Origin of the sequence: Nocardiopsis codii, from assembly GCF_036327455.1 — a bacterium.
In the GTDB taxonomy this organism is placed as follows: Bacteria; Actinomycetota; Actinomycetes; order Streptosporangiales; family Streptosporangiaceae; genus Nocardiopsis; species Nocardiopsis codii.
The window spans coordinates 84,051-97,422 of sequence record NZ_JAUZMY010000022.1 but is presented as its reverse complement, the minus strand read 5'-3'; the positions used below and the strand labels follow the sequence as shown (position 1 = coordinate 97,422).

Annotated in this window: 12 protein-coding genes and 1 tRNA gene; 7 read left to right on the top strand and 6 right to left on the bottom strand. The window is 70.6% G+C overall.

Annotated features, from left to right (window positions below):
- Positions 1 to 149 precede the first annotated feature (149 nt).
- Positions 150 to 722, bottom strand: coding sequence for a CGNR zinc finger domain-containing protein (locus Q8791_RS21245; protein WP_330093511.1), 573 nt, complete (start codon positions 720 to 722; stop codon positions 150 to 152).
- An 82-nt stretch (positions 723 to 804) separates the two neighbouring features.
- On the opposite strand from Q8791_RS21245, the gene Q8791_RS21240 reads away from it, so the two are divergent.
- Entirely contained in the window at positions 805 to 1,497 is a 693-nt protein-coding gene (locus tag Q8791_RS21240; RefSeq protein WP_330093551.1) for a haloacid dehalogenase type II, read from the top strand.
- A gap of 127 nt (positions 1,498 to 1,624) precedes the next feature.
- Here the strand turns inward: Q8791_RS21240 and Q8791_RS21235 are convergent, their stop codons facing one another.
- Entirely contained in the window at positions 1,625 to 2,146 is a 522-nt protein-coding gene (locus tag Q8791_RS21235; protein ID WP_330093510.1) for a lytic polysaccharide monooxygenase auxiliary activity family 9 protein, read from the bottom strand.
- Positions 2,147 to 2,698: 552 nt separating this feature from the next.
- Here Q8791_RS21235 and Q8791_RS21230 point away from each other — a divergent pair.
- Both Q8791_RS21230 and Q8791_RS21225 read left to right on the top strand, forming a co-directional pair.
- On the top strand, positions 2,699 to 3,754 hold the full coding sequence (locus Q8791_RS21230) for a DUF4037 domain-containing protein (protein WP_330093509.1): 1,056 nt from the start codon (positions 2,699 to 2,701) through the stop codon (positions 3,752 to 3,754).
- A 128-nt stretch (positions 3,755 to 3,882) separates the two neighbouring features.
- Positions 3,883 to 4,698 carry an oxygenase MpaB family protein gene (locus Q8791_RS21225; protein WP_330093508.1) on the top strand — a complete coding sequence of 272 codons (816 nt, stop codon included), beginning with the start codon at positions 3,883 to 3,885 and terminating at the stop codon, positions 4,696 to 4,698.
- On the opposite strand, the gene Q8791_RS21220 is transcribed toward Q8791_RS21225, so the two are convergent.
- On the bottom strand, positions 4,691 to 7,690 hold the full coding sequence (locus Q8791_RS21220) for an AfsR/SARP family transcriptional regulator (protein WP_330093550.1): 3,000 nt from the start codon (positions 7,688 to 7,690) through the stop codon (positions 4,691 to 4,693). The genes Q8791_RS21225 and Q8791_RS21220 overlap by 8 nt on opposite strands.
- 117 nt (positions 7,691 to 7,807) lie before the next feature.
- Complete coding sequence (locus Q8791_RS21215; RefSeq protein WP_330093507.1) at positions 7,808 to 7,978, bottom strand: hypothetical protein; 171 nt, start codon at positions 7,976 to 7,978, stop codon at positions 7,808 to 7,810.
- A gap of 876 nt (positions 7,979 to 8,854) precedes the next feature.
- On the opposite strand from Q8791_RS21215, the gene Q8791_RS21210 reads away from it, so the two are divergent.
- From Q8791_RS21210 to Q8791_RS21200, 3 genes are all read left to right on the top strand, one after another.
- Positions 8,855 to 9,367 (top strand): NUDIX hydrolase, encoded by a 513-nt coding sequence (locus Q8791_RS21210; protein WP_330093549.1) that lies wholly within the window; start codon positions 8,855 to 8,857, stop codon positions 9,365 to 9,367.
- Positions 9,368 to 9,552: 185 nt separating this feature from the next.
- Positions 9,553 to 9,987: a hypothetical protein gene (locus Q8791_RS21205; RefSeq protein ID WP_330093506.1), complete on the top strand. Its 435-nt coding sequence runs from the start codon at positions 9,553 to 9,555 to the stop codon at positions 9,985 to 9,987.
- Between the two features lie 87 nt (positions 9,988 to 10,074).
- Positions 10,075 to 10,890: a DUF2786 domain-containing protein gene (locus tag Q8791_RS21200; RefSeq protein WP_330093548.1), complete on the top strand. Its 816-nt coding sequence runs from the start codon at positions 10,075 to 10,077 to the stop codon at positions 10,888 to 10,890.
- A 211-nt stretch (positions 10,891 to 11,101) separates the two neighbouring features.
- Here Q8791_RS21200 and dnaN read toward each other — a convergent pair whose 3' ends face one another.
- Together dnaN and Q8791_RS21190 are read right to left on the bottom strand one after the other, a co-directional pair.
- Positions 11,102 to 12,238 carry a DNA polymerase III subunit beta gene (gene dnaN, locus Q8791_RS21195; RefSeq protein ID WP_330093547.1) on the bottom strand — a complete coding sequence of 379 codons (1,137 nt, stop codon included), beginning with the start codon at positions 12,236 to 12,238 and terminating at the stop codon, positions 11,102 to 11,104.
- A gap of 253 nt (positions 12,239 to 12,491) precedes the next feature.
- Positions 12,492 to 12,950: a DUF4442 domain-containing protein gene (locus tag Q8791_RS21190; RefSeq protein ID WP_330093546.1), complete on the bottom strand. Its 459-nt coding sequence runs from the start codon at positions 12,948 to 12,950 to the stop codon at positions 12,492 to 12,494.
- Between the two features lie 150 nt (positions 12,951 to 13,100).
- Between Q8791_RS21190 and Q8791_RS21185 the strand changes: the two genes are divergently transcribed.
- Positions 13,101 to 13,189 (top strand) — tRNA-Ser (locus Q8791_RS21185).
- Positions 13,190 to 13,372: the final 183 nt, after the last annotated feature.

The window sequence follows — 13,372 nt, the reverse complement described above, 5'->3', positions numbered from 1 at the left end:
ACGGGACCGGCCTTCGTCATGTCATGGGCAAAAGAGGGGCCACCGCGCATCTCCGCGGCCCCGCCTGCCCGATCCCCGCCGATCCCCGCCGGCGAGCGTCCGCGATCTGGCCGCGCAGCGCATCGCGCGGAGTCTCCTGAGCACCGGCGTCAGGCGGTCCCCCCGGGCACCCGGTTCCCGGCTGCGGTCGACGCCCGTCTGCGGGCCCGGTAGGCCGCGGCCTTGACCCGGTTGCCGCACGCGTCCATCCCGCACCAGGTGCGCCGGGCGCCGCGCGAACGGTCGAGGTAGACGCGGGTACAGCCGGAGCGACCGCACTCCTTGAGACAGGCGTGGGGGTCGGCGAGAACGGCGGCAGCGCTCCTCGCCAGGTGGGAGAGCACCGCGGGGAGGTCTCCCGACACGCACAGCCCCGCGTCGCCGAGCTCGACCGAGAGCGTCGGCACGGCGGCGGTCCCGTTGACGATCGCGAGACTGCCCGGGTCGAACGGCCTGCCGTGCACGCGGTCGAGGGCGAGCCGGTAGACCGCCTCGCGCAACGAGAGCGCGGACGCGAAGCCTGCGGGGTCGGCGGCGACCCGGTCGGGGAGACCCTCACATGCGGCCACCCACCGTTCGAGGTCGGCGGGAGCGGCCAGGAGGTCGACGGGCCCGTCCCGACGAGAGCCCACGGTTCCCGCCAGGTCGAGGGCCGGATCGCCGCTCACGAACGCGAAATTCACGTCACCATCTTGACCGGTAACGGCTCCGCTGACAAAATCGTCACCTGTTGAACTGGTGACGTCGAGACGAGCGGGAGAGCGCGTGTCCTGGATCCGCGACATCGAGGTCGTCGTCTTCGACGTCCTCGGAACACTGGTCGACGAGCCCGGCGGGCTGCGAGCGGGAATCCGTGAGGCGCTGCCGGGATCCGACGACGCGTCCGTCGACGCACTGCTCGCCTCGTGGCAGCGGCACGTCGAGACCGAGCAGCTGCGCATCGCGCGAGGACACCGCGCCTACGCGAACACCGACACGATCGACGCGGAGGCGGCGCGGCGGGTGGCCGACCAGGCCGGGCTCTCCGATCCGGCGGCCGTCGCCCGGCTAGCGACAGCGGGCCGGCGCCTGCCCCCCTGGCACGACTCCGTCGCCGCGCTGGAGCGGCTCGCTCCACGGTTCCCCGTGCTCGGGCTCTCCAACGCGAGCCGCACCGCTCTGGTGCGGCTCAACGCACATGCCGGGCTGCGCTGGCACCAGGCCCTGTCCGCCGAGACCGTCCAGGCCTACAAGCCGGACCCGGAGGTCTACCGGCTCGCCGTCGACACGGCCGGGTGCCCGCCCGAGCGCGTGCTCATGGTGGCCGCCCACGCCTGGGACCTCCGCGGCGCCCGCGCGAGGGGTATGCGGACCGCCTACGTCCGGCGGCCGGTCGGGGATCCACCGACGGGCGCCGACGCCTTCGACGGGCGCTTCGACGCACTCGGCGACCTGGTCACCGCCCTGACGGCCGCGTAGCCGGACCCCTCGGCCCGCCGCGCAGGCGACACCCGGCACCCGCGCCGACCGCACCGCCGTCCCGGAACGGGGCGGGGCCCCGGTCCGGCCGTGAGGCCGGGCCGAGGCCCCGGGGCAGCAGATCGGGCTAGCTGCGGACGTTGACGTCGACACAGGAGTAGAAGGCCATGGGGGTGTCGGCGATGTTCCACACGGCGAGGACCTTCTGGCGTCCGTTGTAGCCGGACAGGTCCACGTTGTGCTGGACGGTCGACGGCGGGCGGGCGCCGTTGTCGTTGAAGCTGGCGACGCGCTGGCCGCCGACGAAGTACTCCCACGTGGCGGTGGAGTGCATGGCGGTGAGGGTCCACGTGAAGGTCAGGTTGGAGCCGACCTCGGTGACGCTCCAGCCGCGGCTGTCGTCGTTGAGCTCGGAGAACTGGCTGTTGCCGCCCGCACAGTCGGTGAGGCCCTTGGGACCCTCGACGCTCTGCGGCTCCCACTGGATGGGTCCGCACTCGACGACGCCCGCGGCGCACTGCGCCTGGCGGCTGGCGGGGGCGGAGACGTAGCCGTGCGCGCTGGCGGTGCCGGCGGGCATGAGGGTGAAGATCAGCGCGGTGGCGGCGGCGACGGCGGAGGCGGAGCGGATTCTGTTGCGGGTCTTCATGGGGGCCCTTCTCTTCGGGTCACGATGCCCTTCCGGCCCTGCGGCGCGGTCGGGTCTCGTAGCGGGGGTGACCCGGACCGTTTCCGGTCCAGGCGGGTGGAGGGCGTCCGCGAGGGCTCGGATATTCCCCCACGAACGTCGGACAGCACTGTCCCGGAGACTCCGGGCGTCCCCGGAATGTCCTTTCCACCCGTTGCGGAAGACGGTAAGCACCCCGTAACTGGACGTCAAGACTCCTGTTGCGAGGGGGTACCGCGTTCCAGCCGCACCGGCACGACCGCCCATTTGGTCTGTTCCCACACTGGTACTGCCGTCGCTTCCGCATCGCGCGACCCATGAACTGGAAAGACACTTAACAGAATTGGTCCGTGGTCTGCCCCTCCACCGCTAGACCAATCCCCCAGGTGGGAGGACTGAGACCGCACCTAACCTCGAAGACATATTTCCCTTACCCCGCCTTGCGGGACCCCGTACCCGCCCACCCGTTCACTCCCCCCGACCGGGCGGAAAACCCCGTGGCCGCTCCGCGAGCACCGTTCTAGGCTCACCCGCATGCCGCCAGAGTTCCTCCCCGGTCTCGACCTGTCCCGCGCCCTGTACACGGACGCGGTCGCCCCACTGCTCCGCACCGCGCACCCCGGGCTTCCCCACGCCGCCGCGCTGATCGGCTCCGGATCGGAGGTCCTCGGCCTGGACACGGAGCGCTCCACCGACCACGGCTGGGGTCCGCGCCTCCAGCTCTTCGTCGCCGACTCCGACGATCGGGCCCGGGTTCTCGAACTGCTCGACGAACACCTGCACGGGCGGGTGCGCGGATGGCCCGTCAGGTTCGCCGCCGGCAGCGGCCCTCCCGAGACGTGGCGTCCGGACGCCGACGCCCCCGACGGCCGCCACCGCGTGGAGGTGGCCGACCTCGGCGCCTGGTTCACCGATCGTCTGGGCTTCGACCCCCGTCCGGGGGTGGCCACCGCCGACTGGCTCGCCACCCCCACACAGCAGTTGGCCGGAATGGTGGGCGGTGCCGTCTTCCACGACTCCGCCGGCGACCTCACACGGTCCCGCCGTGCTCTGGGCTGGTATCCGGACGACGTGTGGCGGTACGTGCTGGCCTGCCAGTGGCAGCGCGTCTCCCAGGAGGAGGCGTTCGTCGGGCGCTGCGCCGAGGTCGGCGACGGCCTGGGCGCGCGGGTGGTCGCCGCACGCCTGGTCCGCGACCTCATGCGGCTGGCCCTCCTGTTGTCCCGGATCTACCCGCCGTACTCGAAGTGGCTGGGCAGCGCGTTCGCCCGGCTCCCCGAAGCGGGGACGCTGACCCCGCTTCTGGCCAGGGCGCTGGACGCGGAGCCCGGGGCCCTCGCCGACGCCTGCGCCGTGGTCGGCGAGCGGCAGAACCGGACGGGCCTCGCCGAGCGGCTCGACACCCGGCCCCGGCCGTTCCACGAGCGCCCCTGGCCGGTGCTGGACGCCGCGCGGTTCACCCGCGCCCTGATGGCGCGGGTCGAGGACCCGGAGCTGGCCGCTCGGCCGCCGGTGGGCGCGATCGACCAGTTCGTGGACAACACCGACGCACTGACCAGGCCCGGAGTGTTCCGCGTCCTCAGCCCCTGATCCGTGCGAGCATGCGATGGGGGTCGTGTGCGCCAGTACACGGCCCCTCCCCCGTCCCCGGCGCGCCGCGGACACGCGAGGGCGCGCCCGTTCCGCGGGCGGCGGCCCGTTGTCGTACCATCCCAGACATGCGCCGACCGTCCGATGCATCACCCCTGCGCAGGTCCGGAGGCGAGGCGTGCGCGCTCGGCGGCGCGGGTTACGCCGTCCTGCTCCAGATCGCCCATCCCAGCGTCGCCCAGGGGGTCCACGACCACAGCGACTTCGCGTCCCGGCCGTTCGCCCGCCTGACCGGCACCCTCTACTTCGTGTACGGCACGATCTACGGGACCGAGGAGGAGCAGCGGCGCCTGCACGCCATCGTGCGGGCCATGCACCGGAAGGTGACCGGCCCCGGCTACCGGGCGCTCGACCACGACCTGCTGCTGTGGGTGGCCGCGACCCTCGCCCACTCGTCGGCACGCCTGAACGCGATGGTCTTCGGCGAGCCCGGCGCGGAGGAGCGCGCCGTCTTCCTGCGCGAGGCGTCGGTGTTCGCCACCGCCCTGGGCCTGCCGGAGGAGGAGTGGCCCGCCTCCCCGGAGGAGTTCGACGCCTACTGGGAGAGGAGCATGCGCGGCCTCCGCGTGGGGGAGGAGGCCCGGAGGATCGTCCGGGAGCTCTTCCACCCCGCCTCCCTGCCGCTGCGTCCGCTGATGAGGGCGCAGCTCCTGCTGACGGGCGGTCTACTCCCCCCGGACCTGCGCGAGCAGTTCGGCATCCCGTGGTCGGACGCGCGGCAGCGCCGCTTCGACCGGGTCGTGCGGGTGACCCGTGCGGTGTATCCGAAGGTGCCCCGTCCGGTGCGGTTCCTGCCCGTCACCCTGTCCCTGTGGTCCATGCGCCGCAACGGCGGGTGGCTGAAGCCGCGCCGCACCCGGGGATCCGGACGCCCTGTCAGCTGAGGGGTTCGGGGAGGGCCGCGAGGGCCTCCCTGGCCCGGTCGGCCCCGTCCAGCCCCAGCTCCGTGAAGATCCCCTCGGCCTCCCTGAGGAGCTCGTGGGCCCGGTCTGCGGGCACCGCGGGAGCGGCCAGCCCGCCCAGGGCGAGGGCGGCGCGGGCGAGCGTGTGGTTCTCGTTCCGCTCGACGGCGACGGCCCGTGACTTCTCCAGTTCGACAGCGGCCTCCTCGAACCGTCCCGCGACCGCGTAGGTGACGCCCAGGTCGTGGAGGATCTCGGCGTCGCCGCTGTGGTCTCCCGACTTCTCCGCGAGGGTCAGCGCCTCCGTGTGCGCCCCGATCGCCTCGTCCCAGCACTCCGCCGCGCGGTACGCCAGGCCGAGGGAGTTGCGGACGAAGATCTGGTGGCCGACCAGCCGCAGCCGGAGGGAGAGTTCGAGCGCCTCGTTGAGGTCCCGGAAGGCGATGCCCAGTTCGCCCAGTGCGACCCGGGCTTCCCCCATCACGCGTTTGGCCAGCACCTTCGTCTCGGCCTGGTCCTCCTCCACCGATTTGAGGATCGCCTGCTCGGCGCAGCGGATCGCTTCCCGGTGCTCCCCCAGGGTCTGGCGCAGCACGGCCAGGTTCCCCCACTGCAGGGCCTCGATCCTGTTGTTGCCGAGCTCCACGGCGTAGTCCAGCACCCCCTGGATGGCCGCCGCCGAGTCGGCGAAGCGACCCATCCGCTCGTAGACCATGCCGAGGTTTCCCAGGGCGCGGATGATGCCCCTGCCGTCCCCCACCGACTCCAGCAGGTCGTGCGCCTCGGAGAGGTACGCCAACGCGTCCTCGAAGCGGCCGGAGATGTAGTGGGCGATCCCCAGACCGATGAGGGTCACGGCGCGACCGCGCTGGTTGCCCTGCTTGTTGTTGATCTGGAGCGCGCGCTCGTGCGAGCTGACCAGCAGGCCCATCTCGCCGTGGAGGGCGTAGAAGCGCCACACGGCCTCGGCCATCCTCCAGGCGCGGTCCTCGTTGTCCTTGGAGGCGAAGTACTCGATGGTGTCGGCGAGGTTCTCCTGGTGGAGGGAGAACCATCCCTCGGCGTCCTCCCTCCCGTCGAGGTCGGTGCGGTAGCCGGGGCGCTCGTCCTCGGCCGCGTCCTGGACGCGCGGGCCCAGGAGGGCCGCCGCGTGCTGCGCGGTCACCAGGTAGTACTCCGCGAGGCGGGCCCTCGACCGGTCGGCCCTGTCCGCCTCGAATTCCGCGGTCGCCCTGTCCAGGGCGAACTCCCTGATCAGGTCGTGCATCCGGTAGACGTCGCCCTGCGGCTCGTCGAGCAGGCACATCCCGACGAGCTCCTGGAGGGTGTCGTCGGCGTCCTCCATCGTCATGTCCAGGAGCGCGGACGCCCCGGCCAGGTCGATGGTGCTCCCGATCATGAGGCCGAGGGTGAGGAAGGCGCGGCGCTGCCCCGGGTTGAGGCTCTGGTAGGAGAGGTCGATGGCGGCCTCGACGCTCTGGCCCTCGACCTGGAGCTCGCGGAACTTTCGGTTCTGCTCTCCCAGCCGCCTGGCCACGTGCACGAAGGACCACTTCGGCCTGCTGAGCATCCGGCCGGCGATGACCCTGAGCGCCAGGGGCAGCCCGCCGCAGATGCGGATGATCTCCCGGGCCTGGTCGGGCTCGCGCCGGACACGGTCCTCGCCCAGGATGCGCCCGAAGAGCTCCAGGGACGACTCCTCGTCGAACATACCGAGGGAGAGGAACCGCGCACCGCTGAGACCGGAGAGCTCGTTGCGGGTCGTGATCAGCGTGAGTGCCCCGGGAGAGGAGAGCAGCAGGGGGCTGACCTGAGCGTAGCTCGCCGCGTTGTCCAGGATGAGCAGCGCCTTACGGCCCATGAGGGTCGCCCGCCAGAGCGCGGACCGCTCGTCGAGCGACTCGGGCACCGCCTCGGGTTCGACACCGACGGCGCGCAGAAGGGCGCCGAGGGCCGAGGAGGGGTCGAGGGGCTCCTTGTTCGAGGTGTAGCCGTACAGGTCGAGGAACAGCTGGCCGTCGGAATAACGTTTCGCGGCCTCGTAACCGAAACGGACGGCGGTGGTGGTCTTCCCCTCGCCGCCGGCGCCGGTGATGACGCAGACCTTGGCCCTCCCGTCGTCGGAGACGGCCATGTCCTCCAACTGGCGCAGGGGTTCCTGGCGCCCCGTGAAGTCGGGGAGGTCGCGGGGGAGGTCGTTGCGGACCAGGTAACGAAACCCGGATTCCGTCGGCGTCCCGCTCGCCCCCTCCTCCCGGTCGACGTCCTCCTGGAGGATCCTGCCGTGGAGGGCGGTGAGCTCGGTGCCCGGGTCGACCCCCAGCTCGTCGGCGAGCCGGGAGCGGAACTCCTCGTAGACGGCGAGCGCCCTGGCCCGCTCGTTGTCCCGCCACAGAGCGGTGATGAGCAGGTGGTGCAGCCGCTCGCGGAACGGTTCCTCGCTGACCAGGGGTGTCAGGCGGGACACCACCTCCGCGTGGCGGCCCAGTCCGAGGACGCAGGTGGCCCAGCCGACGACGGCCGACCAGCGCTCCTCCCGCAGGGGAGCGACCACGGAGTAGTCGAGGTACTCGGAGCCGACCCCGGAGAAGGGGACTCCGCGCCAGCACGCCAGCGCCCGGTCGAGCAGGTCGGCCCTCGCCTCCGGCTCGGCCCTGGCCGCGGCGTCGCGGAGGCCTCGGAACCGGTGCAGGTCGACCGCGTCGGGGTCCACGTCCAGGGCGTAGCCGCCCGAGGTGGTGGCGATGCTGTCGGGGAGGATGCGACGGAGATGGGAGATCTGGACCTGGATGACCGAGCGCGCGGTGCGCGGCGGGTCGTCACTCCACAGGTAGCCGATCAGCTGGTCGACGGTGACCTCACGCCCCAGGTGGACCAGCAATGCTCCCAGTACACAGCGCTGGCGCGGACCACCGACCGATATCGGTCGGCCTCCGGACCAGACGGTGATGGGGCCGAGCACGCCGAATTCCACAAGCAGCAACCCTAGCAAGCAACATTGCAGAAAGGCGGAATGCGGACATACCAACGGCTCCGAGTACCCCCCTCCACTCAGGTACTCGGAGTGACCGCTGGACGACCCTGCCGGGAGTTACTTGTCCTGGCTGGGCTTCTCCTGCTCGGGAGCGGTCTCGACAGGCTTCTGCTCGACCGGGGCCGCCTTCTCGGGGTCCGGCTCGCGGAGCGGATTCATCTTCGCCTGAGGAGTCACGTCGGCGATGATCGCCTCGAACCGCTCGTCCACGGTCAACATCTTCGGCACACGCACTCCTCGTCTCACCGCACTCGCGTAGAGCCGCAACGTGGCCCTACGTCGTCTGTGAAGCATCAAACGGACTCACCGCCCTCCGGCGGACCGGCCACCCGCGGCGAGTCCCGCCTCAGAACACACCACGGGTGGCATGTGTCCAACGAACGTCGCGCTGATCGGAAACCACGAGCCGTCCTCTCATGGAAACCTGTCGCGTCGAACGAGTTCCACACTAGAGAGATCCTCTTCCATCACGCTTTCAGTCTTCTTACAGCGCCGGAATCGGTGTGACGTCGGCCGTTGTTCGCGCGCCGTCCACTCTTACTCCCCCTCACCTCTTCATCGCCAGTGATTGGCCAATTGCGGACGGTCAGCGAAAGCCGGAGCCTCCGCACCCGCCATCGCGGCAGGTGGAGACTCTCCCGCTCGCGCGAACGGACAGGCGACAACCCTCCACGGCACACATTCCACGCCTCCGACAGGACATCCGCAAAACCCACACAACGCAACTCCGGCCCCACCTCCGCACAAATGACCGCGTCGACACGAAAATCCTTACACAGAAGGCGATGCCACGCCCCGACAGCGTCGAATGACCCCGGTATGCCGACGCCGACAGTCACCCTTTTCGGCTGTTTCGGGGGCACTGTCGGTCGTCGCCCCCACCCATCACCGTGTCCGAGCCGGCGCAACCCCTGAGCCCCCGCGAACCGGGTGCGCCCGTTGCGACGCACCGGGTCGGACACACACCGGCAGGATCGCCGCGGAGGCCGTCGGGCGGGTCACAGGTTCCGGGGATAGCGGGCATGATCGTTCGTGTTCGATCGTTGTCAACGGGAAGATGGACGTGACCCGTGGACCGGAAAGGGCGCGAACTTGGAGGACGTGATGCTGGAGGGCGACGGAAACGGCTGGGTCGACCTGCCCGACGGGTCCCGACGGTGGGGGGTCTACGGCGCGGCGGGCCTGCTGCTGCACTCCTTCGACATGGCCGGAACCGGCCACGTGCTGCTCCAGCACCGAGCCGGGTGGACGCACATGGGCGGGACCTGGGGCATCCCCGGAGGGGCCAGGAACAGGGACGAGACGCCCCTGGAGGCCGCCGTCCGGGAGTTCCGCGAGGAGATCGCCGGCGACCTCGGGGAGTACACCCTCCTCGGCGTCCACGAGCAGGACCTCCAGGTGTGGCGCTACGACACGTTCCTGGCCAGGGTCGCGGAGATGGCGCCGTTCCGGCCGGGGAACGCCGAGAGCAAGGAGGTGCGCTGGGTCCCGGTGGACCGCCTGGAGACGCTTCCCCTGCTGCCCGCGTTCCGCACCGCCTGGCCCCTGCTGTCCGCCGACCTGTCCGCGTCCTCCAACGGGAACTCCGGCGGGCCGGGCACTTCCGCGACCGGCTGATCGTTGTCACGGAGAGGGCTCCCCGTGGGAGACCCGCGTGACAGCGACCCCGGCGATGTGCCGGAACGCGGACTCGGGGGTAAGTCAGGGACGGGCCCTGATGTGCGTGGAGCCCCGAGGTTGCATGCTGGAGCGGACGGCCCGTCGAAGAGCGGTCGTCACGCGATTCGACTGGAGCAGTGGACATGACGCTGGAGCGCGGTAACGCATTCACTCCCGTCGCCTCGGCGACGATGATCTGGCCCTGGACCACCTCGGTCCTGGGGGGCGCGGCCGGTGGAGCCCTCTTCTTCCTGCTGAACCTGGGCGCCGGCGCCCTCACGTCCGGGCTGACCGCCGCAGTGATCTTCTTCGCCCTGATCGGCGGCGTGGGCGGCGTCATGCGCAAGAAGGCCGACCGCAGGGGCAGGCGCTACGCGGCCACCTACCCGTTCCGATACGCCGCCGTGCCCGCTGCCGTCGGCGGTGCGGGGTACGCGATCGTCAGCTACGCGTCCGGGATCCTGGCCGCTCCGATCGCCGGACTGTTCGGGGCACTGTTCGGCGGGTTGCTCGTCGCGGCCGCGATCTGGGTCACCGTCGGGCTCATCGCGATGGTGGTTGGGAACAAGAACGCCTAGGCTCGGTGTTTCCCGCCGGTGGCGGGAACTGGACACTCACCGACGGGAGACAACCGGGCGCCGATGACTGAAGCTGCTCGTCAGAAAATGGTCGAGCGGGTCCGAGGGCTCCTCCGCATGGCGGAGGACCCCTCGGTTACTGATGCCGAGAGCCAGGCGTTCACCGCCAAGGCCGCCGAGCTGATGACCCGCCACGCGATCGCGGAGGCCGAGGCCCGCGCCGAGAGGGGCGAGGAACCGGACGCGATCAGCCGCATGGACTACACCGTTTCGGGAGTGGGCGGCCACGGCAAGGCCCGGGTCCGGGCACTGGCCGACATCGCCGCCGCCTACGGCTGCCAATCGGCGGTCAGAGGAAACAACTCCGAGAACACCGACCGCGTCATCATCCTCGTCGGGACGGTGAGCGCGCTGGACGCGCTGCGGATGCTGATGCCGTCGATCTCCATGCAGATGGAGTCGTCGGCGAAATTCATGAGCTCGTCGCATGTGACGGACATCCGCGAACTGCGCAACTACACGCGGTCGGAACTGGAGACGGAGCGCAAGCGCTACTACCGGTCGTTCGTGCGCGCCTACGGCCGGGCGGTCGCCGAACGCATTCGCGACTTCCGGGCCCGGTTGCAGAGAATGGCCGCCGGCCCGGAAGGCTCCGAGGGCCCCGACGGCTCCGTGGAGAGCGTCGACGCCGCGCGCGGGGCCGAACTGGTGCTGCTCAACGACGTGAACCGCGTGCGCGAGGAGTTCCAGAAGCAGTTCCCCCAGTTGCGCAAACACCGGCCGGAGCGGACGCACAGTGCGGCGGGCTACCGCGCGGGCTACAGAAGGGGGCGCCAGGCCGAACTCGGTCTGGACACTCCGGTGAGCAGTGGAGGGACGTCCACGCTGGCAGAGGGCGAATAGAACCCTCCGCAGTACGTTGTCCACAGGCTGTGCACAGAACCGCCCTCGTTGATGTTTTCGCATGTCGCAGCGGAAATGCGAGAGTCCACCGGGGGTGGTTCGGGTGTTCCCTGTGGGCAATTACCCCGGGTTATCCACAGGAAGGCCACCTTCCTGTGGATAACTCTGTGGATAACGCGCGAACGGAACGGGAAAAGACCCGAAGCCCTGTTCAGGACACCCGCAACGGCTGAACCAGATAGCGGAAGGACGGGCTCTCGCCCTCCTTCGCGGGAACGTCGGTGAACACGGCGGGTTTCGTCTGCTCGGTGAAGTTGAGGTAGGCGGTGTCGGTCTCCACACCCGTCAGACCGTCCATCAGGTAGTCGGGCCGGAAGGCCATGCGCAGCGGCTCCCCCTCGTAGGACACCTCGATCGCCTCCACCGCCTGGGCGTCGTCGCCGGACCCCGCCTCCAGGACGACCTCGCCCTCGGTGAACGCCAGCCGCAGCGGGGTGTTGCGGTCCGCGACCAGGGCCACCCGCTTGACCGCCTCCGCCAGGGGGCCGACGGCCACCTCGGCACGGGCCGAGAACTCCTGCGGGAACCACGACGCGTACTTGACGAACTCGCTGTCGATCAGCCTGGTGGTGGTGCGGCGCTCGCCGTTCTCGAACCCGATCATGCCCTCGCCCGGCGACAGGCCGGCGCCCGGGCCGGGCGCGGACAGGGCGATGTCCACGTTGGAGCGGGTGATCAGCCCGCGCACGGTGTCGTACAGGGTGCGCGCCGGTACCAGGGCGGCCACCGCCACGCCCTGGTCCGCGGGGTTCCACCACAGGTCGCGCACGGCGATGCGGTAGCGGTCGGTCGCGACCACGCTGAGGGAGTCGCACCGGAAGTCGAGGTAGGCGCCCGTGAGCATGGGGAGCGTGTCGTCCCGGCTCGCCGCCGGGGCCACCTGGCGCACGGCGGTGGCGAAGGCGTCGGCGGGCACGGAGCCGATCAGGCCGGGCATGCCCGGCAGGGAGGGGTAGTCCTCCAGGGGCATGGTGATGAGGGTGAAGCGGGCGGCGCCGCCGACGACCCGCAGCTTGGCGCCGTCGGTGTCGATGTGCACCGACCCCGGGGGCAGGTTGCGCACGATCTCGGCGAGGAGCCGGCCCGGGACCAGGGCGGCCCCGGACTCCTCGGAGAGCACCTCCACGGACGCGCGCGTGGAGACCTCGTAGTCGAACCCGGACAGGTGCAGCGACGAACCGTCCGCGGAGACCTCCATCCGGATACCCGCGAGCACGGGCACCGCCGGGCGGGTGGGAAGTGCCCGTGCGGTCCAGGCGACCGCCTCGGCGAACGCGTCGCGATCCACTCGCAGTTTCACAGGTCGGCCCCCTCATAGGTGTCGTACAAGGTCAACCTACCCAGGGGCACCGACAAGCGACCGGCCCCAGCTCCGAGGAGTGGCCGAACGGAGAAGACCCTGGTCGGACCGGACGGAAGGGATGGCCCGACCAGGGCCCGGAACGGGGCGGCCGTGTGCGCGTGCGCTCCGGCGACGGACGTGGCGGCTGCGGGACGGTGCCGGGGAAGGCGGCGCAGAAGTCGGCGCGGCCGGGAAGGCGCTACTTGCGGTGGGGGCGCAGCGTCCAGACCACGGTCATGCGTCCGGTGACGGTTCCGTCGTCGGTGCGGAGCTCGATCTCCACGGGGAACTCGGGGCGCTTCCCCTCGTCCAGCTCCGCGACGACCTCCTCGCGGGGGCGGCCCAGGGTCGCCTCGGCGGTCACGTCGCCCATGGCGAGCTTGAGGTAGCGGATCTCGGCGCTGACGGCGAGGGGGACGGCGCGCTCCAGCTGGTCACCGAAGGTACCGATGACGATGGCCCCGGAGGCGGACTCGGCCAGCGTGAACATGGCACCGGCGTGGGGGCCGCCGACGTGGTTGTGGTGGTCTGCGTTGTCGGGGAGGCGCATGACGGCGCGTCCGAAGTCCAGGTCGGTGAAGGTGACGCCGAGGGTCCGGGCGAAGGGCACCGAAGCCAGGAAGCCGGACTTGACCATCTCCGCCGTTTCGGCGTTCATGTTTGCCATGAGATCGATGTTACTTGCCAGTAACCCTTAAGTGCCACCCTCCGCCGCGAAGGAACGGCACGGGGAGGGTGTACCCGGATCTCACCGCGAGCCTGCGCGCCCCGGTGGGCTACCATGTCTGGCGGAGAGTCACTTCTCCCTGGAGGGTTCGCATAGCGGCCGAGTGCAGTGCTCTTGAAAAGCACCAAGTCCTTGACGGGGCTTCATGGGTTCAAATCCCATACCCTCCGCAGCTTCCCCAGGTCAGCAGCTTGCGGGAGAGACAGAGAAGGCCGGTCGCCCGGTCCATCGCACATTTATCGCACATGGACCGAGCCACCGGCCTTCGTCGTTCCCCGAAGTAGCGCACCGCCAGCGTCTAGCCAGCGGAGGGTCCCACGCGTCCTGGGCCCCGTGGTCTCGAAAGACATCAG